The 19,547-nt window shown below is 44.2% G+C and carries 16 protein-coding genes and 1 other annotated feature; of the genes, 8 read left to right on the top strand and 8 right to left on the bottom strand.

Annotated features, from left to right (window positions below):
* Positions 1–371: 371 nt before the first annotated feature.
* From clpB to rluD, 3 genes are all read right to left on the bottom strand, one after another.
* Positions 372–2,945 (bottom strand): ATP-dependent chaperone ClpB, encoded by a 2,574-nt coding sequence (gene clpB, locus AACR11_RS19860; protein ID WP_005447963.1) that lies wholly within the window; start codon positions 2,943–2,945, stop codon positions 372–374.
* A 146-nt stretch (positions 2,946–3,091) separates the two neighbouring features.
* Positions 3,092–3,820: a peptidoglycan editing factor PgeF gene (pgeF, locus tag AACR11_RS19865; RefSeq protein WP_079325062.1), complete on the bottom strand. Its 729-nt coding sequence runs from the start codon at positions 3,818–3,820 to the stop codon at positions 3,092–3,094.
* Position 3,821: 1 nt separating this feature from the next.
* Positions 3,822–4,799 carry a 23S rRNA pseudouridine(1911/1915/1917) synthase RluD gene (gene rluD / locus AACR11_RS19870; RefSeq protein WP_005447961.1) on the bottom strand — a complete coding sequence of 326 codons (978 nt, stop codon included), beginning with the start codon at positions 4,797–4,799 and terminating at the stop codon, positions 3,822–3,824.
* 136 nt (positions 4,800–4,935) lie between these two features.
* Between rluD and AACR11_RS19875 the strand changes: the two genes are divergently transcribed.
* The 5 genes from AACR11_RS19875 (at position 4,936) to yjjX (ending at position 9,937) form a co-directional block, all read left to right on the top strand.
* Complete coding sequence (locus tag AACR11_RS19875; RefSeq protein ID WP_005447960.1) at positions 4,936–5,664, top strand: outer membrane protein assembly factor BamD; 729 nt, start codon at positions 4,936–4,938, stop codon at positions 5,662–5,664.
* 121 nt (positions 5,665–5,785) lie between these two features.
* The gene (locus AACR11_RS19880; protein WP_009697650.1) at positions 5,786–7,270 is read left to right on the top strand and encodes a lytic transglycosylase F; all 1,485 of its coding nucleotides are present in this window, start codon (positions 5,786–5,788) and stop codon (positions 7,268–7,270) included.
* Between the two features lie 360 nt (positions 7,271–7,630).
* Entirely contained in the window at positions 7,631–7,957 is a 327-nt protein-coding gene (hpf, locus tag AACR11_RS19885; RefSeq protein WP_005447957.1) for a ribosome hibernation-promoting factor, HPF/YfiA family, read from the top strand.
* A gap of 108 nt (positions 7,958–8,065) precedes the next feature.
* Positions 8,066–8,187: a sequence feature (Phe leader region), on the top strand.
* A gap of 13 nt (positions 8,188–8,200) precedes the next feature.
* The gene (pheA, locus tag AACR11_RS19890; RefSeq protein ID WP_005447956.1) at positions 8,201–9,379 is read left to right on the top strand and encodes a prephenate dehydratase; all 1,179 of its coding nucleotides are present in this window, start codon (positions 8,201–8,203) and stop codon (positions 9,377–9,379) included.
* 24 nt (positions 9,380–9,403) lie between these two features.
* Positions 9,404–9,937 (top strand): inosine/xanthosine triphosphatase, encoded by a 534-nt coding sequence (gene yjjX, locus AACR11_RS19895; RefSeq protein ID WP_049534745.1) that lies wholly within the window; start codon positions 9,404–9,406, stop codon positions 9,935–9,937.
* A 93-nt stretch (positions 9,938–10,030) separates the two neighbouring features.
* Here the strand turns inward: yjjX and trpR are convergent, their stop codons facing one another.
* Together trpR and sltY are read right to left on the bottom strand one after the other, a co-directional pair.
* Entirely contained in the window at positions 10,031–10,333 is a 303-nt protein-coding gene (gene trpR / locus AACR11_RS19900) for a trp operon repressor (RefSeq protein ID WP_005447954.1), read from the bottom strand.
* A 13-nt stretch (positions 10,334–10,346) separates the two neighbouring features.
* Positions 10,347–12,293 carry a murein transglycosylase gene (sltY, locus tag AACR11_RS19905; RefSeq protein WP_005447953.1) on the bottom strand — a complete coding sequence of 649 codons (1,947 nt, stop codon included), beginning with the start codon at positions 12,291–12,293 and terminating at the stop codon, positions 10,347–10,349.
* Between the two features lie 375 nt (positions 12,294–12,668).
* Here sltY and ettA point away from each other — a divergent pair, with 375 nt between their 5' ends.
* The 3 genes from ettA to AACR11_RS19920 all read left to right on the top strand — a co-directional run bounded on the left by ettA (position 12,669) and on the right by AACR11_RS19920 (position 15,993).
* Positions 12,669–14,336, top strand: coding sequence for an energy-dependent translational throttle protein EttA (ettA, locus tag AACR11_RS19910; RefSeq protein ID WP_005447952.1), 1,668 nt, complete (start codon positions 12,669–12,671; stop codon positions 14,334–14,336).
* Positions 14,337–14,593: 257 nt separating this feature from the next.
* A complete protein-coding gene (locus AACR11_RS19915) occupies positions 14,594–14,962 on the top strand; it encodes a PilZ domain-containing protein (protein WP_009697646.1) in 369 nt (122 codons plus the stop codon).
* Positions 14,963–14,991: 29 nt separating this feature from the next.
* Positions 14,992–15,993 (top strand): M23 family metallopeptidase, encoded by a 1,002-nt coding sequence (locus tag AACR11_RS19920; protein WP_009699373.1) that lies wholly within the window; start codon positions 14,992–14,994, stop codon positions 15,991–15,993.
* Positions 15,994–16,072: 79 nt separating this feature from the next.
* Here AACR11_RS19920 and tyrA read toward each other — a convergent pair whose 3' ends face one another.
* The 3 genes from tyrA to nagZ all read right to left on the bottom strand — a co-directional run bounded on the left by tyrA (position 16,073) and on the right by nagZ (position 19,520).
* Positions 16,073–17,200 carry a bifunctional chorismate mutase/prephenate dehydrogenase gene (tyrA, locus tag AACR11_RS19925; RefSeq protein WP_005447947.1) on the bottom strand — a complete coding sequence of 376 codons (1,128 nt, stop codon included), beginning with the start codon at positions 17,198–17,200 and terminating at the stop codon, positions 16,073–16,075.
* Positions 17,201–17,224: 24 nt separating this feature from the next.
* On the bottom strand, positions 17,225–18,298 hold the full coding sequence (locus AACR11_RS19930; RefSeq protein WP_005447945.1) for a 3-deoxy-7-phosphoheptulonate synthase: 1,074 nt from the start codon (positions 18,296–18,298) through the stop codon (positions 17,225–17,227).
* Between the two features lie 238 nt (positions 18,299–18,536).
* Complete coding sequence (gene nagZ / locus AACR11_RS19935; protein ID WP_029789806.1) at positions 18,537–19,520, bottom strand: beta-N-acetylhexosaminidase; 984 nt, start codon at positions 19,518–19,520, stop codon at positions 18,537–18,539.
* Between the last annotated feature and the right edge of the window lie 27 nt (positions 19,521–19,547).

Genomic DNA, 19,547 nt, shown 5'->3' on the forward strand with positions numbered 1-19,547 from the left:
CATCAACGAGTGCCCACACAGATTGATAGGTTCTTATTTTTAAAGAGCAGACTTTGAAGTTCTCTTCAAAGTGGACGGTCATTTTAGCGAGATAACTTGCCGTGTCAAACACTTTTTTAAGTTATTTCTCTGTGAGTTAACTTCTAACTCACTGGCCTTGTCATCTCGGTTTCGCTTAGCTTGCTTTCCCGTGACAACGGAGGCGCATTATAGGGAGTTCCCTAAGGAACACAAGCCTATTTTTCAAAAAAACTTGGCTTTTTAGTTCGTTCGTATAGAAAACAAACAAAACTCAATAAAAGTGTATTAAAAAGGGGGCTATAGCCCCCTAAAGTTTGAACTTTATCCCACTTTTCAGTGCATCAATGCAATTATTGATGAGCAATGATTTGGTCATTGCTAACAATCAGCTGTACTTTCTTGTCTGGTAATATCTCTCCAGCCAAAATCGACTTCGCTAATGGGTTTTCTACATTCTGTTGAATTGCACGTTTTAAAGGTCGTGCACCATATACTGGGTCGAAGCCAACTTGGGCGATCAAATCGAGGGCTTTATCAGATACCTCAAATTGGTAGCCTTTTTCTTCTAAACGTTTAGCCAAACGTTCTAGTTGAATAGACGCAATAGATTTAATGTGTTCTTGACCTAGTGGGTGGAAGACGACACTTTCATCAACACGGTTTAAGAACTCCGGACGGAAGTGTTTGCTTACAACATCCATCACCTCATTCTTGATTCCTTGGTAATCCAGAGTAGCAAAGTTCTCTTGAATACGAGCCGAACCTAGGTTCGATGTCATAATGACGACCGTGTTACGGAAATCCACCGTACGACCTTGTCCGTCAGTTAAGCGTCCGTCATCTAATACTTGCAGTAGAATATTGAACACATCAGGGTGAGCCTTTTCTACTTCATCTAATAAGATGACGGAATAAGGTTTACGACGAACCGCTTCAGTTAAGTAGCCCCCCTCTTCATAGCCGACATAACCCGGAGGCGCACCAACCAGCCTTGCCACAGAGTGTTTCTCCATGAACTCTGACATATCGATACGTACCATGGCATCTTCACTATCAAACATGAAGCTAGCGAGTGTCTTACACAGCTCTGTTTTACCTACGCCTGTTGGACCTAAGAATAAGAAGGAACCAATTGGTTTATTTGGATCGGATAAACCAGCTCGGCTACGACGGATAGCATTCGATACCACCTCAACCGCTTCAGCCTGACCAATGACACGTTTATGCAGAACATCTTCCATACGGAGTAATTTCTCTTTTTCTGCTTCAAGCATTTTTGAAACAGGAATACCCGTCTGCTTAGAAAGCACTTCTGCAATTTCATTGTCAGTAACCTTATTACGCAGTAGCGTCATCTCTTGCATTTCTGCTTGAGTTGCTAGGTCTAATTGCTTTTCTAATTCAGGAATACGTCCATACTGCAGCTCAGACATACGGTTTAAGTCACCAGCACGACGAGCAAAGTCCATATCCATACGAGCTTGTTCTAACTCACCTTTAATATGTTGCGTACCTGATAGCGCTGCTTTTTCAGCATTCCACACTTCTTCAAGCTCTGCATACTCACGCTCTTTCTCGTTCAACTCATCGTTAAGCACATCCAAACGTTTTTCACTCGCTTCATCATGCTCGTTGCTCAGCGCTTGCTGTTCGATTTTCAGTTGAATGATTTTGCGCTCAAGTTTGTCTAGCGACTCTGGTTTAGAGTCAATTTGTAGACGAATACTAGAAGCGGCTTCATCAATTAAATCGATCGCTTTGTCGGGTAGTTGACGATCAGAAACATAACGATGCGACAAGCTAGCCGCCGCAACAATCGCCGGATCTGTAATTTCTACGTGATGGTGAAGCTCATAGCGTTCTTTTAAACCACGCAGAATTGCAATGGTATCCTCAACACTTGGCTCATCCACCAGCACTTTTTGGAAACGACGCTCAAGCGCAGCATCTTTCTCTATATACTGACGGTATTCATCTAGTGTTGTAGCGCCCACACAATGAAGTTCACCACGAGCCAGCGCTGGTTTTAGCATGTTACCGGCATCCATAGAGCCTTCACCTTTACCTGCACCAACCATAGTATGAAGCTCATCAATAAACAGAATGACGTTGCCTTCTTCTTTGGCTAGTTCATTCAATACCGACTTCAAGCGCTCTTCAAATTCACCACGGTACTTCGCGCCCGCAACAAGTGCGCCCATATCTAATGAAAGCACTCGGCGACCACGTAGCCCCTCTGGAACTTCATTATTAATGATGCGCTGAGCCAAACCTTCTACGATTGCTGTTTTACCAACACCTGGTTCACCAATGATTACAGGGTTGTTTTTAGTACGGCGTTGCAATACTTGGATGGTACGACGAATTTCGTCATCACGACCAATAACCGGATCCAACTTACCCTGCTCTGCACGTTCAGTAAGGTCTATGGTGAACTTTTCCAACGCTTGTCGAAGTTCTTCCGCATTCGGGTCATTAACCTTTTGGCCACCTCTGATCTTTTCAATCGCTTGACTCACTTTTTGCTCGGTCAAGCCCATCTCTTTCAATAACTGACCAAGTGGACCACGGTCTTCTAATGCTGCAAGCAAGAAGACTTCGGAGGAAATGTAGGAGTCCTGACGCTTTTGAGCCACTTTGTCACACAAATTGAAAAGCGTACCCATAGAGCTAGACAGCTGAACATCACCACCGATGCCACTGACTTTAGGCAGTCGATCTAACATTTCGCTCAATTTAGAGCGTAGATGAGTCACGTCGACATCTAACATTGTTAGCAGTGGACGAATTGGGCTACCGTTCTGATCAAGCAATGCCACCATTAGGTGCACTGGTTCGATATATTGATGATCGCGCCCTAACGCTAGTGACTGAGCATCAGAGATAGCGATTTGAAACTTACTTGTGAATCTATCAAGACGCATATCTTCCTTCCTAACCTCAACTGAAGAAAATTCTTTTGACAGTTAGAAAGATGGATACGCACAGAGGGAATTTCAAGGGAGAGAATTAATAAAGATAGCTTTGCAAAAATGAAGCTATGCATCTTTGTACTTTTGGGTTGTAGTGGTTAGTCCTCGATCCAAATAAAAGTCGCTTGTCTACCCGTCACACCATCACGACGATATGAGTAAAAATCTTCTCTATTTTGGAAAGTGCACAATCCGGAATCAAATACTTGAGTGACTCCAGCTTTGTTAAGACGTTGAGTTGCAAGCTTGGACATATCAGCCAGCCACTTACCTTCAACATTACGAGGTGTAAATGCTTGATGCGCTTGAGAGTCAAAATCTAAAAAGGATTGTAAGACATCCTCACCCACTTCAAATGCTTGAGGTCCAATTGCAGGACCAAGCCACGCTATTACTTCACCAGAAAATAGCGCTAGTGCATTTTCAACAATACCATTTGCTAAACCGCGCCAACCAGCATGCACGGCTGCCAATTGGCTGCCCTGTGTATTGGTTAATAGAACAGGTAAACAATCTGCAGTCATCGCAGAACAGACAATATTATTTGAAGAAGTAAACACACCATCAGCGTCAAGTACTTGTGTTGTTGGTGTGCTTACTTGAGCTACCACAGTAGAGTGAGTTTGATTCAACCAAATTGGCGCATTTGGCATATTCGCTTGTTGCGCCAACCAATTACGGTTCTTCTCTACTATAGACGCATCATCCCCAACATGCGTACCAAGGTTCAACCCTTGATATGGCGAAGTCGAAAAGCCTCCGACTCTTGTAGAGGCGAAAGCTTTAACATTTTTCGGCGCGGACCAATTGGGAACAATCGTCTTCATATTAGAACTCGTCAGGTAGACCGAACTCTTCTGTATCTTTACGCAGCGCTTCTGTCATCTCTACCATGTCATCAGGAACTGGAGCGTGGAACTCTAGCTCTTCACCAGTGATAGGATGTTCGAAACGTAGCATTACCGCGTGCAATGCTTGACGATCAAAACCACGAATCATGGCTGTTAGCTCTTCCGATGCACCTGTTGGGATACGAGCACGACCGCCATAAGCAGTATCACCGAGTAGCGGATGCTGTAGGTAAGACATATGAACACGGATTTGGTGCGTGCGACCGGTTTCTAGACGAAGACGGATACGTGTGTGTTCACGGAAATGCTCTGCAACACGGTAATGCGTTACCGCCGGTTTACCCAGAGGCGCAACTGCCATTAGCGTACGCTTAGTCGAGTGACGGCCAATTGGCTGATCCACTTTACCACCCGCCGTCATACGACCGATTGCAATCGCTTCGTACTCACGGGTGATGTTACGTTTTTGCAAAGCGCGAACCAGACGAGTTTGTGCCGGAACAGTTTTCGCAACCACCATCAGACCAGTGGTGTCTTTATCTAGACGGTGTACGATACCTGCACGAGGTACTTCGGCGATGTCTGGGTAGTGATGCAGCAATGCGTTTAGTACTGTGCCGTCTGGAGTACCCGCACCTGGGTGTACAACAAAATCACGAGGCTTGTTGATTACGATGATATCTTCATCTTCGTAGACGATATCTAGCGGGATATCTTGTGCTTCCCAGCGTTCTTCATCTTCCAGCTCGGCTTGCAAGGTAATTTCCTCACCACCCATTACTTTGGTGCGAGGTTTAGTGACAACTTCACCATTCACTTGTACCTTCCCGTCAAGCAACCACTCTTTCAAGCGAGAACGAGAGAAGTCCGCGAACAATTCGGCGATAGCTTGGTCTAAACGTTGACCTAACTGGCTATCTTTTACGGTGTTGGTTAAAACAATCTGCTGAGCCATATCGAACTTTTTTAAAAACTGTGAGACTAATGCTCACGACTGTGGAAAAATAGACTATTACGTCATTGTATCTGTTACTGGAAAGAAAGTAACGGCAGCTTAAGAAATATTTAGATTCAAGGAACAGACTCCTGATATGAAACATCAGACTTTAACAGGCCTTTTAGCGGTATCCCTTCTGTTTGGCTGTGCAAGCAAAGAAGAAATCGTTCCTGATGTGCCACCTTCTGAACTGTATGCAGACGCGCAAACTTCTCTGCAAAGCGGTAACTGGCTTTCTGCCATCGAGAAATTAGAAGCTTTGGATTCGCGTTACCCGTTTGGTGCCTACTCTGAGCAGGTACAACTTGACCTTATCTACGCGTACTACAAAAACGACGACCTAGCACTCGGTCTAGCAACTATTTCTCGCTTTATGCGTTTGAACCCGACTCATGAAAAAATGGACTGGGTATTGTACATGCGTGGTTTGAGCCACATGGCACAAGATCGTAACTTTATGCATGACCTATTTAACGTTGATCGCAGTGACCGTGACCCAGAGCCCGTTAAGAAAGCATTTGATGATTTCAAAAAACTGCTAGAGCGTTACCCGAACAGCCCATACGCGGAAGATTCACAGAAACGCATGGTGGCGCTGAAGAACCGTCTTGCAAACTACGATCTTGCGACAGCAGATTTCTACTTGCGTCGTGAAGCTTGGATTGCGGCGATTAACCGTTCTCAAGAGCTTCAAAAGACTTTCCCTGATACAGAAGCAGCTCGCAAGTCGCTTGAGATTCAACTAGAAGCTTACAAACAGTTGAAACTGGATGACGCCGTTGCCAGAACGGAAGAGCTTATCAAGCTAAACCCAGCAAACTAATCCTCAACCGCCACAGCTCAAACTGTGGCGGTTTTGTTTTCCCTTCTTATTTTTGCTCCACCCGCTAACTTGATGATTTTTTGAGCGCTACTTATGCTTAAAGTTCTCCTTCACCATCAACATGGATGTGAACGTGACATTATCAAAGTTATGGATAGGATTGCTGCTTCTACTCTCGGCATCGAGCTTTTCTCTTGAGCTCTCCCCTCTTAGACAACCACCTTACACGGGGGATCTGGATGTCATTAAAGAGAAAAATGTTTTACGCGTATTAGTGTCTGCCGACCTTGGTTTCTATTACATAGAAGGTGGAGAACCAAAAGGCATTGGTGCAGAACTATTGGCTCATTTCGAAAAAGAGCTCCGTAAGCTCAAACCAAAACTCAACATTCAAATTATCCCAGTTTCACGCGATGAGTTGCTACCTTCTCTTGAGCAAGGTTTAGGGGATTTAGTAGTTGCCAATCTCACCATTACCGATGCACGCAAGAAGCTGGTCGATTTTAGCGATCCTGCTATTACCGGGATTGAAGAATGGGTCATCACTAACAAAAAAACACCAGCAATGACGAAGATTGAACAACTGAGTGGCAAAGAAATTTGGGTTCGTGCCAGTTCAAGTTATTTCGAGAGCATTCAGGTATTAAACAAACAGCTTAATAAGAAAGGCTTACCACCAGTGGTGGTGCACTTTATTGAAGAGACGCTGCAAGACTATGAACTGGTAGGAATGCTAAACAATGGCTATATCAAAGCTATCGTACTTGATAGCCACAAAGCCAAGCTGTGGATGAACTTTATGGATGACATCCGAGCACACACCAAGATTCCGATTAGAGAAGGGGGTGAAATTGGTTGGGCCATGCGCCATAACAGCCCGGAGCTAAGAAAAGCGGTCAACAAGTTCATCCAAACTTCCAAGTCAGGAACACTACTGGGCAACGTCATTTATGGAAAATACATCGATAACACCAATTGGCTCAACAAAGCACTGAACCCCAAAAAGATTGCTCAGCTTGAAAAGCTCTCATCACTGTTTGCTAAGTATGGGGAGAAGTACGACTTTGACTACCTCCTCATCGCAGCGGTGGCCTATCAGGAATCAGGGTTCGATAACAGTCTAGTATCAAGCCGTGGTGCCGTTGGTATTATGCAAATCTTACCGAGTACGGCGAGTGACCCTAATGTGAACATTAAGAATGTCCGTAATCTAGAGAACAACGTTCATGCAGGGGTGAAATACTTAGCGTTTCTTCGCCGGTATTACTTCAGTGATAGCAACATAACTAAAGAGAACAAGCTCTACTTAACGTTAGCTGCATACAATGCTGGACCTGGAAACATTGAGAGAATGCGTAAACGTGCCGCTCAGCAAGGTTACGATCCGAATGTATGGTTCAATAATGTGGAGGTCGTAACACGTAGAAGCTTAGGGGAAACCATCAGGTACGTAACGAATGTGAACCGCTACTACGTGATCTACAAACAGTTAGAAAGTCTCGACCTAGCAAAAACTCTCGATAATGTTCTGCTTGTGCCTGATGACCCTGTCTTTATGACGCCATTGCGCAGCGTCAGCCAAACGCCTCAATTGAAAACACACTAGCTAGAAACCAAAAACGCCGCTCATTTGTTGAGCGGCGTTTTTGAATCTAACTTATTGTGCACTTTAAGAGTGATCTGATTCACATCTTTGATCTGGTTAATTTTTAACTAACTAGAATTACAGGCCGTATAACTCCCCTAAAAACGGGTTAGTTTTCAGCTCAGTACTCTATCCAATCTAATGATTTCGAATCCGATAACAAGCAATTTTCACATAAATCTCAGCAGTTCTTGAGTGAGATCACATTCATTTTTCATCTCGAAAAACCCACCCAAAAAAGCGATCTATATCACATTTTTTTCTCCTCAAAGCGGTAATCTGAACTCAACCCATGAGGGATGAAACAGAGGAAAAACATTTATGACAATGAACATTACTGGTAAAAACATCGAAATCACCTCTGCAATCCGCGCTCATATTGAGAGCAAATTTAAAAAGCTGGAGAAATGGCAAGTAGACATCATTGGATGCCAAGCAACATTCAGCGAGGAACCAAACAAACAGAAGAAATTCGAAGCCGTTATTAAAGTTCCTAAAGGCCAGCTAATCGCCTCAGCAACTCACGAAGATCTTTACGCAGCTATTAATGAAGTGGAGCAAAAACTAGAACGACAACTGAATAAGCTGACCCACAAACCTGAAGCTCGACGTGCGAATAAGCCTGAGCTAGTGGAAGAAGAAGAGTAAAACGTCCAGATTGAGGAAGTAGCGCCGAAAGGCGCTATTTTTTTGCTTGACGCTCCCCGCCTGCTTGCTTATTGTGTTTAAACACTCACAAATTAAGCACTATTTATGCACTCAACTAACCTGTTTCTTTTTGACTTCTTTTTCCTTCCATAGTTGGAGGGGCTAACTCGTTTGTGAAAGAAAAGTCAAAAACAAACAGAAAGCCTCCCAAATCGGGGGGCTTTTTTTATAAGGAAAGAATTGATGACTGACCAACCTATTTCCCTGGAAGAAATTCGTTTACGTTTGAATGAACTCGATGACGAGTTATTAAGCCTGCTGTCCGAACGCCGTAAGCTCAGCATTGAAGTCGCTAAAAGCAAAGTTCAAACTTCGAAACCTGTTCGTGATGCCGTCCGTGAACAACAGCTTCTAGTAAAACTGATCACCAATGGTCGTGATAAATACGAACTCGACGCTCAGTACATCACCAAACTTTTCCATACCATCATTGAAGACTCGGTCCTTCTTCAACAAAGCTACCTACAAAACCTTGTTAACCCACAGCAAAGCCGTAAGCCACTTGCTCGTGTTGCTTTTCTTGGTGCGAAAGGCTCTTACTCACACCTTGCAAGTCGCGAATACTTCAGCCGCAAGAACACAGAGTTAATTGAACTCAACTGTGAACACTTCAAAGAAGTGACTCAAACGGTCGAATCAGGTCATGCTGATTATGGTGTGCTGCCAATTGAAAACACCAGTTCAGGCTCGATCAATGAAGTCTACGACCTACTGCAACACACAACGCTGTACATCGTTGGTGAACTGACTCAACCAATTGAACATTGCTTGGTGGCAACCAAAGACATTCGTCTTGAGAACATCAAAACGCTTTACTCTCATCCACAACCACACCAACAATGCAGCGAGTTCCTGAGTCGCATGAAAGGCGTGAAACTAGAATCTTGTGCAAGTACTGCAGATGCGATGCAAAAAGTGCAAGAGCTCAATCGTGATGATGTAGCGGCAATCGGTAATGCTTCAAGCGGTAAGCTTTATGGTCTACAAGCGATTCAGGGCAATATCGCAAACCAAACCGAAAACCACACACGCTTTATCGTAGTTGCGCGTAAACCAGTAGAAGTATCGACACAGATCCCTGCAAAAACCACACTGATCATGTCGACTTCTCAAGAAGCAGGCTCACTGGTTCAAACGCTATTGGTACTTCAACGTTACGGCATCAATATGACCAAACTAGAATCACGTCCAATCATGGGTAACCCATGGGAAGAAATGTTCTACGTTGACCTTGAATCTCATCTTGGTTCGAACGAAATGCAACAGGCAATTGATGAGCTAACTAAAATCACTAAGCACCTGAAAGTACTAGGCTGTTATCCAAGTGAGAATGTGAAACCGACTCAAGTTAAACTGAGCTAAAAGACATCCGTAGGTAAAAAGATCATGGCAGGCCAAAAAGTCGTTATCGCATCACTTAACCCAGCGAAAATCAAAGCCGTAGAGAGTGCTTTTCACAGCGCTTTCCCTGAGCAGAAGTTTGAATTCATTGGGGTCAGCGTTCCAAGTGAAGTCGCAGATCAACCAATGACAAATGATGAAACACATCTCGGAGCTCTGAATCGCGTTCGTAACGCTAAAGCCGAAATAACGAATGCCGATTTCTATGTCGGTTTAGAAGCAGGTATTGAAGGGAAAGTCACATTTGCTTGGATGGTGGTTGAATCTGATACGCATCGCGGGGAATCTCGCTCTGCAAGCTTGATGTTGCCACCAGAAGTACTACAGAAGCTTAAACATGCCAATGAACTTGGTGATGTGATGGATGAAGTGTTTGGTACCGACAACATCAAACAGAAAGGTGGTGCAATTGGGTTGCTAACTCAAAACCAACTGACTCGTAGCTCGGTGTATCATCAAGCTTTGATTCTGGCGTTGATTCCATTTACGAATCCCGAGCACTTCCCTGCGAATTTATAACCGCTTTTAGACTCATGGCTAAATAATACACGTATTAAAAAGGGCGGTTTTTCCGCCCTTTTTACTGTCTATGATATAGAAACTCAAACGACCTTACTGAGCACCTTGCTCGAGCAACGTCTTGAGTTTGTCCTTATCGACTTCCGACTTTGACTTCAACTCATTTGAGCCGCGAGTGATCGTTGCTATGCCAACCCCCAGCATTTGACTGATTTGACGTTGAGAAAGCTCACCTTTCAGCAATTCATTCAGAATGTTCACACGTGCGGTGAGTGATTCTCTCTCATCCGGTGTCATTAGCATGGTCAACAACATCTCATGTTGCTGGTTATCCACACTTGAGCGGATCAATTCAACAATCTGCTGCCAGTCTTTGTACTCAGGTTCGTGTGACATCAAGTTACCTCACTCAATACTTGGTATTGATCTCATTTGGGGTCAAGAACGCACCATCGACACCTAAAAGGTCACGGTAATACGTTTCAAACATCAAAATGTTCTGCACATAACCGCGAGTCTCTTTAAACGGAATCGCTTCAATAAAGGAATAAGCGTCCACTTTTCCTTGGGTTCGCTCTCGCCACGTTTTTACTCGGTTAGGTCCTGCATTATAAGCGGCGAGCGCAAAAATACGATTATTATCGTAATCCTCCATTAACCCTTGTAAGTAATGACTACCGATTTCAATATTCTTACCTACATTGTACAAGTCTTCCGTGCCTTGGTATTTAAGCTTATATTTACGAGCAGTGTACTTCGCGGTTGCAGGCATAATTTGCATCAAGCCACGAGCGCCAACGGGTGAGCGAGCCTCAGAGTCCAGTGCACTTTCTTGTCGAGCCAAAGACATCATAGTAATAGGATCGATGTTATGTTTCTCGGCATAGAAATTAAACCACCAGCGGTGAGCGACAGGAAAACGCAGAGGTATGTTGTCCCACATTTTAGCTTGAATACTCGCTGTTACCGTTAAATTATGCCAACGTTTAGAAGCAGCATAAGCCGCCAACATCTTTTTCTCTTCTTTACCAACACGACGCAACAAATGTGCCCATTCACTTTTGGCAGCAGCAATTTTGTCGGTTTCAATCAACTCTTCAATTCGCACTAACGATTTTTGGTAAGGTTGAACCACCTTTTTATCGAGCTTCACGGTACTCGATGGATACTTAATCGACTGACCAATCGCATTCGCTGCAGCAACACTATAAAAATTCCGTTGACCCGCCAATTTAGCCAAGCGCTGTTTGCCCGCGACTTTATCACCCAACGCCATCTCACTGCGTCCTAACCAGTATTGCCACCGAAGCGTCGCTTGTTCTTTTTCATTTAAAACTGCAATCCACTTCTGTACCCCTTTCCAATCACCATTTTGAATCGATAAACGAATGCGGCTTTCAATCAAGGGTAAATTCTTACTCGATCTCGTCTTATCATCACGCCATTGAGCCAACGAATCTGACTCGGTACGAATCAAACGAATCGCAATATAGTCAGCTAATGCTTGTGCTTTCTCTGGTGAAAACTTCTGTCCTTTCACAACGATTGCGTAAGCGTCTTGCGCCTTTTTTGTATCCTTACGCGCTAGTTTTTCTAACGCGAATTCACTTTGAGCACGGTTGAAATCATTAGCAGGTTGTTTCTTAGCAAATGCAGCGACCGTTTCTGGTTTATCAAACAGTGCCTTCATCGCTTTGGCTTGCTGCTGCGCCTTGCTTGATTTAGGCAGTTTTTGTAGGTAACTCAATAAACCACCGTTACGCGCATCAAACGCCAGCAACATGCGTTGTAAGATAAGTTCATCAGAGCGCTCACCCGCTTTATCCCACGCAGAGAATAATGGGTCACACTCATCTGCAATGCTGCTGCCACGCAACCACATGTGTTCTGCACCTTTGAACGCAGCCACTTGTTTGCCTTGATTTAATTGGGCGACGTAAAAAATACATTGATAGCGCTCACCACTTGGTTCCACTCTCTGAAACTCAGTAATGGTTTTCCAATCTTTCTGACGATAAAGGTTATCTAAGTAAGGGGCACGAATTCGACGTGAGAATGGAAAAGCCTCATGGTCTTTAATAAATTCGTCTACCTGTTGTGGAGACTTACTCGATAATTGCCTCAGAAACACCCGATAATCCACATAAGGAGTCAGTGGATAGTTGGCGATTTTTGAACGGATAGATAAGTAACCATCAATGTCATTCTTATCTAATAGGTCTTGAGCTTGTTCATAGACCTGGCGCTGCTTTTCTAAACTCAGCGCAGCGTTTGCTGATACGCTAACCGCACATAAAGCGGCTGCATAACATACTCTTTTAGCCAATTCAGATACGTTGAATCTCATGTGCGTCATTTTCCTCAGACGTTTATCACTCCATGCCTTACTAATGAAGAATACAAAGCGTAGTAAGTCATAAAGCATATGCATCTATTTACACCGTATTAAGTTCTCATTGTAAAGCGACTTGATGTAATAAATGTTGTACTCGTGAAACTTTAGAACCCTTAAAGACAAATAGATTCCCAACAATCCATTCTTCCTGATGAATCGCAGCACATTGAATTAAGGATGAACAAGAAAAGTGTATACCCTAAAGTTGTGAGTTTCCGGTCAGCAATGAAGAAGAAATCACATGAGCGGCGAATTTCTTGCAATGCGGTAACAAAACTCAAGGAGTTGGTATAAAATAGACGCTTTGAATGACAGTTAATTTAGGAACGATCGGCAATGGCTGAATACGTATATACCATGTCGCGGGTGAGCAAAATCGTGCCACCTAAGCGTCAAATTCTTAAAGACATCTCTCTAAGCTTCTTCCCAGGTGCAAAAATCGGTGTTCTAGGTCTGAACGGTGCGGGTAAATCAACTCTGCTACGTATCATGGCGGGCATCGATACTGATATCGATGGTGAAGCACGTCCACAACCTGGTCTAAACGTAGGTTACCTACCTCAGGAGCCAGTACTAGACGAATCAAAAACCGTTCGTGAAGTGGTTGAAGAAGCGGTATCTGATGTTGCAGACGCGCTGAAGCGTTTGGATGCGGTATATGCTGCGTATGCAGAACCAGACGCAGACTTCGATGCACTTGCAAAAGAGCAAGGCGAACTAGAAGCGCTAATTCAAGCGAAAGACGGTCATAACCTAGACAACGCGCTAGAGCGTGCGGCTGATGCACTTCGTCTACCTGAGTGGGATCAAAAGATTGCAAACCTATCTGGTGGTGAACGTCGCCGTGTTGCTATCTGTCGTCTTCTTCTAGAGAAGCCAGACATGCTACTACTAGACGAACCAACCAACCACTTGGATGCTGAGTCTGTTGCATGGCTAGAGCGCTTCCTAGTTGATTACACAGGCACTGTAGTTGCGATTACCCACGACCGTTACTTCCTAGATAACGCTGCGGGTTGGATCCTAGAACTTGACCGTGGTGAAGGTATTCCATGGGAAGGTAACTACACGTCTTGGCTAGAGCAAAAAGATGCACGTCTACAACAAGAAGCATCTCAAGAAAAAGCTCGTCAAAAGACCATTGAGAAAGAACTTGAATGGGTTCGTCAAAACCCTAAAGGTCGTCAAGCGAAGTCTAAAGCACGTATGGCGCGCTTTGAAGAGCTGCAAAACACTGACCACCAAAAACGTAACGAAACCAACGAGCTGTTCATCCCACCAGGTGAGCGTCTAGGTGATAAAGTTATCGAAGTGAACAACCTGACGAAATCATTCGACGGTCGCGTTCTTATTGATGACCTATCATTCAGCATGCCTAAGGGTGCAATCGTAGGTATTATCGGTGCCAACGGTGCTGGTAAATCGACCCTATTCAAGATGCTAAGCGGCACAGAACAGCCTGATTCAGGTACGATTGAGCTAGGTGAAACCGTGAAGCTAGCGTCTGTTGAGCAGTTCCGCGACTCAATGAACGACAAGAACACCGTATTCCAAGAAATTTCTGAAGGCGCTGATATCATCAAGATCAACAACTTCGAAATTCCTGCACGTGCTTACTGTTCTCGCTTCAACTTCAAAGGTTCAGATCAACAGAAGATTATCGGCGAACTGTCTGGTGGTGAGCGTAACCGTGTACACCTTGCTAAGCTTCTTAAAGCTGGCGGTAACGTACTATTACTCGATGAGCCAACCAACGACCTTGACGTTGAAACACTACGTGCGCTAGAAGAAGCTCTACTAGAGTTCCCTGGCTGTGCAATGGTTATCTCGCACGACCGCTGGTTCCTAGACCGTATCGCGACACACATCATCGACTACCGCGATGAAGGTCAAGTTAACTTCTACGAAGGTAACTATAACGAGTACATGGAATGGCTGAAGAAGACGCTTGGTCCTGAAGCGGCTGAGCCACACCGTATCAAATACAAGCGCGTATCGAAGTAATTTCGACCGCAGGTTGATGTGCGGTATTTCACCTTACATCTCACCTTTGCTTGTAATTCGTACAAAGGTCGCTATCATAGCGACCTTTGTTGTATGTGTTGCATAAATAGCTCAAATGCCCTTGTAGCATGTAAAGAGCCTAACCTTTAGCCAGCATAACTCTGTAGCATTTTCGACATTTCAAACACAAAAATCGAACATTTTTTGTTCTATTTGGTATAGTCTTGCCATTGTTTGACACTTTACGAGAAAGCTCTATGACGGAAAGACGACGCTTTTCACGCATCATCTACCAAGTACCAGCCTTAATTGAACAGAGAGATTTGGTAATACCAGCTACCATTCAAGACCTTTCTTTACATGGCTTGTTATTAAAAGCTGAAGATGCAAAAAAACTGAATTTATTACAGCCCGTAGAAGTCGGTTTTTCGTTTATTCAATCAGAGCAAACCATGCGATTAAATGCTGACGTCATTTCAATTGCAGACAATGAAGTTCGGCTAAAGATCAGCAACATAGACATCGACAGTATTAGCCAATTAAAACGATTCATAGAATTGAATGTAGGCAATAACGAGCTCCTAAATCGAGAGTTAGAACACCTTTCGGATTTAGGGGAAGAATAAACTGAACGCCTGCTTTAGTAACAATAATCATGTCTAGAAAAATCATCATGCAGATCCCAACCAAAGATGGGAATCAGCAATTTCATTTGGGTCGCCTTTCGATCCTAACCATTTGCGCATCGGTCATTGCGCTACCGGCTGTCATTGGTGGCGCTTGGTATATGAACCAAAAACAGGTTCATGACGCACAAACATTAAACCAGACCATCGCAAAGCTTGAGAGCGAGAAAGCACAAATCACTGCATTGTACGAAGAGCAGTTGGACACCAACCATTCATTATCTCAGTCTCTGACGGACAAAAATAACCAAATACAACTTCTCGGGAAGCGCGTATTTGATGTTGAATCCGTACTCGGCTTGGCAGATGAAGAGTTAATAGGTGAAGAAAGCAATCTCGCGTTAGAAGAGCGGATCGATGCAGCTGCGATAGACTCAGCGGTCAGAGCCACCATGTTTCGCTTGATACCTAACGACAGCCCGATGACCTACCAACGTATTTCATCTTCATATGGCAGTCGTATTAACCCTATTTCTGGTAAACGTCATGTTCACACCGGTATCGATCTCACCTGCAAACGCGGTGAAGAGATCCTGGCTCCAGCCGATGGGGTTGTGGAGACAGTACGACCAAGTAACAGAGGTTACGGCAACTACCTAACTCTGCGTCACTCTTTTGGTTTCTCGAGCTCTTTTGCCCACTTAAACCGTTTTAAAGTGAAAAGTGGTCAGTTCGTAAGTAAAGGTGATGTGATTGCACAATGTGGTAATTCAGGCAACTCAACTGGACCACACTTACATTATGAGGTGCGCTTCTTAGGTCGTGCGTTGAACCCTCAATATCTGATGGATTGGACACCAGAAAACTTCAACTACGCATTCGAGAAAGAGAAAAAGGTGAAATGGGGACCATTGGTTCAATTGATTGATAATGTCGTTCGTCTGCAAATCAATCTGACTAACTCACCTTACCGTGATACTAGCATCAGCACCGTATCAAGCGAAGATAAGACAGGAACCGCAACCAACTAAGGTTTTGCGCTCCTTTTCTTCACTTCACATATAAAATGAGCAGCCTCAGGGCTGCTCATTTTATCTATCAAGTCGGTGTTTATCCACGATGGATATTGTCATTCGCTTGTTTTAGCAGATTCTGACTCTCGTTCATAAATTGTTGAGAGTACTCACCAAACCAATCACTGACTTGTTCAAAGCTTTCAACAAATTCTGCTTTGTCTTTGCTATCCAAAATGCTCAGCGCCTCACCAAAACGTTGGTGGAATCGCTTAATCATATCGATGTTCTCTTGCGACGAAAGAATAATGTCACCGTAGAGGTTTGGATCTTGACCAAACAAACGCCCTACCATCGCTAACTCCAAGCGGTAAATTGGCGAGCTCAACTTTAACAACTGTTCAATGTTTGGATTCTCTTTACTTAGGTGCATACCGTAAGCAAACGAAGTGAAGTGGCGCAGCGCCTGAATCAATGTCATGCCATGATCGTGCTCTTGCGCATCAATTTGGCACAGGCTTGCGCCCCAAATCCCAAATTGTTGCAATAGCCATTGGTATTGTTCGTTACCACGACCATCACAGTACACAATTACCTGTTTCGCTAAGCTTGGCACATCTGGACCAAACATAGGGTGTAAACCAACAACCGGACCTTGGTGCACATTCAACATTGCTTGCAATGGCTTAGACTTGATGGAAGTCAGGTCACAAAGAATGCAGTCTTTTGGTAGGTTGCCTAGCTTTTCAATCACACCTTCTGTCAGGTGAATCGGAACAGTAACCACCACCAGCCCAGCATCTTCCAAGATGTCGTCTGCATGATCCCAGTCTTTACTGCCCAGCACTTTAACTTGGTAACCAGACAGCTTAAACATTCGACCAAACAGACCACCTAACTGACCATTACCACCAATAATAACCACTGAGCGCAATTCTGGGTTCAAACACTTAAAACCGGAATCTTTCTCGCTGGCATAAGACTCACGCATTGTTCGACGAAGAATGTCTTCAATCAGTTGTGGAGGGATCCCCATTTTTTCAGCTTCAGCTCGTCGTGATGCCAGCATTGCCGCCTCACGATCTGGGGCATAAATTGGCAAACCGTGTTCGCTTTTTACTTCCCCTACTTTCTCTACTAGAGCCAAACGCTGAGCTAATAGCTCCAACATTTGCTTGTCGACTGCATCAATCTGATCGCGTAATGCGTTAAGTTCAACTGCCATTGATGTTCCTTAAATCCCGTGTTGTTAGCCTTTTAGACGATTCTCTAAGAAAGGCACCAGCTCTTCGTGTGCATGACGTAATAGTGCCTCAGTTGAATCCCAATTGATACATGCGTCGGTGATCGATACGCCGTATTTCATCTCTTCGAGTGGCAGGTCAGAAGATTGATTACCTTCATTGATATGGCTCTCAATCATCAAGCCAATGATTGACTTGTTTCCTTCACGGATTTGATGAATCACATCTTCTGCGACCAATGGTTGACGACGGTAATCTTTACGCGAGTTCGCATGGCTACAGTCCACCATCAGCGAAGCATCGAGACCAGACTTCGCCATCTCTTGCTCACATTCAGTCACTGATACTGAATCGTAGTTGGTTTGCTTACCTCCACGTAAAATGACATGACCATTTGGGTTGCCTTGTGTCGTTAGCAGTGCCACTTGGCCTTCACGGTTAATTCCCATGAAACGATGACTAGAAGAAGCCGCTTGCATCGCGTTAACAGCAGTTGCCAAGCTACCATCCGTACCATTCTTAAAACCAATAGGCATAGAAAGACCACTTGCCATCTCGCGGTGAGTTTGTGACTCCGTTGTACGAGCACCGATCGCCGCCCAGCTAAAAGTATCCGCAAGGTATTGTGGGCTGATTGGATCAAGAGCTTCTGTTGCTAGCGGGATTTCCATCTCTGCCAATTCAACCAGCAGTTCACGACCAACATGCAAACCATGTTCAATGTCGAAGCTACCATCTAGGTGTGGGTCATTGATCAAACCTTTCCAACCAACCGTGGTTCGAGGTTTTTCAAAGTAAACACGCATTACAATATACAGTTGGTCGCTTAGTTGTTCTGAAAGGGCTTTTAGGCGCTTAGCGTAGTCCTTCGCTGCCTCTACGTCATGAATAGAACATGGTCCACATACAACAAGCAGACGATGATCTTTCTTGTGAATGATGTCAGCGATGGTTTGACGAGACTCTTGAATGAAACGACGTGCCTTTTCACTCAAAGGAAGCTTAACTTTTAGCTCCTCAGGCGTGATCAGTACTTGTTCTTCGCTGATGTTGATGTTGCTCAATTCACTTCTTTGCATAACTTCGACCTGTATATTTTTGTTTACACTCAACCAATTCCTTGGTGAGCCAACTAAGCTTTATCGACAAGATAACAGGCTAAAAAAGAAATACAAGCGTACACAATAAAAAACATTCAGTGTAAATTTAAATTTACACACAAAGAAAAAGCCGAAATGCAGGGCACTTCGGCTTAAAATAGGTGTTTTCGACAGTTTACGTATCCCCCAAGTAAACCAATACTCAAGGTTTACATGGCTAACCAATCAATCGCTTCATGGCTTCAGTAGCGTCTTTCCACTCTTGAGACAATTTTAACTCGCTTAGTGTAAAGTTTTGTTTTTTCAGCAAGGCATCAGCAAGAGGAACGGAAGTAATTGGCAGGTTATCGAGTACTTCCTCTTGTGCATCGCGCTTGTTACAAACTAATAGCATGTCACAACCTGCTTTTAATGCCTGTATGCCTCGCTGGGCAGGACCACCCATAATTGCGGCACCTTCCATGGTCAAGTCATCAGAGAAGATCAAACCTTTAAAACCAAGTTGTTGGCGCAAGATTTGTTTTAACCAGTACTCTGAACCACTTGCAGGTTGATCATCATAATTGGGGAAAATGACATGAGCAGGCATCATCGCATCTAAGATGCCGGAATCGATTTGCGCTTTGAAAATAGCCATATCTTGCTCAAAGATATCACTGCGCTCATCGTACGGAGTCTCTAGATGTGAATCAGCAATCACACCGCCATGACCAGGAAAGTGCTTACCCGTTGTTGCCATACCGACACTCTTCATGCCATGCATGTAAGCAGAACTGTGACGCAAAATTGTGTCCATATCCTCACCAAAAGCTCGACTGCCGATCGCTTTACACTGATGACCTTTATCCAGCACAGGCGCGAAGCTTAGGTCAATGTCATGAGCTATCAGCTCTGCAGCCATCAACCAACCACCCATGCGTGCCAGTTCCTCACTATTTTGGTGCTTGGCATATTCGTCAGCCGCTGGAATGAGAGAGAAACCTTCACGGAAACGCTGAACGCGCCCGCCCTCTTGGTCAACACCAATCAAAATCGGACGTTTCGCCGCTTTACGGATAGACTGGGTAAGAGCTTGAAGCTGCTTGCTGTCGTGGTAGTTACGTGTAAATAAAATCAAACCACCAACCGTTGGATGTTCCAAAATTTCTCTGTCTTCTGCAGTCAGTTCGTAGCCTGCAACATCAACCCATAACGGTCCCATTGTTTCTCCTCAAAATCGGCTGAATAT

This window comes from Vibrio sp. L85 (assembly GCF_963871815.1).
Taxonomy (GTDB): Bacteria; Pseudomonadota; Gammaproteobacteria; order Enterobacterales; family Vibrionaceae; genus Vibrio; species Vibrio harveyi.

What these genes read in the sequence shown, in the direction of transcription:
- clpB (WP_005447963.1), bottom strand. Translation starts at nt 2,945, where the DNA reads ATGCGTCTTGATAGATTCACAAGTAAGTTTCAAATCGCTATCTCTGAT.
- pgeF (WP_079325062.1), bottom strand. Translation starts at nt 3,820, where the DNA reads ATGAAGACGATTGTTCCCAATTGGTCCGCGCCGAAAAATGTTAAAGCT.
- rluD (WP_005447961.1), bottom strand. Translation starts at nt 4,799, where the DNA reads ATGGCTCAGCAGATTGTTTTAACCAACACCGTAAAAGATAGCCAGTTA.
- AACR11_RS19875 (WP_005447960.1), top strand. Translation starts at nt 4,936, where the DNA reads ATGAAACATCAGACTTTAACAGGCCTTTTAGCGGTATCCCTTCTGTTT.
- AACR11_RS19880 (WP_009697650.1), top strand. Translation starts at nt 5,786, where the DNA reads ATGGATGTGAACGTGACATTATCAAAGTTATGGATAGGATTGCTGCTT.
- hpf (WP_005447957.1), top strand. Translation starts at nt 7,631, where the DNA reads ATGACAATGAACATTACTGGTAAAAACATCGAAATCACCTCTGCAATC.
- pheA (WP_005447956.1), top strand. Translation starts at nt 8,201, where the DNA reads ATGACTGACCAACCTATTTCCCTGGAAGAAATTCGTTTACGTTTGAAT.
- yjjX (WP_049534745.1), top strand. Translation starts at nt 9,404, where the DNA reads ATGGCAGGCCAAAAAGTCGTTATCGCATCACTTAACCCAGCGAAAATC.
- trpR (WP_005447954.1), bottom strand. Translation starts at nt 10,333, where the DNA reads ATGTCACACGAACCTGAGTACAAAGACTGGCAGCAGATTGTTGAATTG.
- sltY (WP_005447953.1), bottom strand. Translation starts at nt 12,293, where the DNA reads ATGACGCACATGAGATTCAACGTATCTGAATTGGCTAAAAGAGTATGT.
- ettA (WP_005447952.1), top strand. Translation starts at nt 12,669, where the DNA reads ATGGCTGAATACGTATATACCATGTCGCGGGTGAGCAAAATCGTGCCA.
- AACR11_RS19915 (WP_009697646.1), top strand. Translation starts at nt 14,594, where the DNA reads ATGACGGAAAGACGACGCTTTTCACGCATCATCTACCAAGTACCAGCC.
- AACR11_RS19920 (WP_009699373.1), top strand. Translation starts at nt 14,992, where the DNA reads ATGTCTAGAAAAATCATCATGCAGATCCCAACCAAAGATGGGAATCAG.
- tyrA (WP_005447947.1), bottom strand. Translation starts at nt 17,200, where the DNA reads ATGGCAGTTGAACTTAACGCATTACGCGATCAGATTGATGCAGTCGAC.
- AACR11_RS19930 (WP_005447945.1), bottom strand. Translation starts at nt 18,298, where the DNA reads ATGCAAAGAAGTGAATTGAGCAACATCAACATCAGCGAAGAACAAGTA.
- nagZ (WP_029789806.1), bottom strand. Translation starts at nt 19,520, where the DNA reads ATGGGACCGTTATGGGTTGATGTTGCAGGCTACGAACTGACTGCAGAA.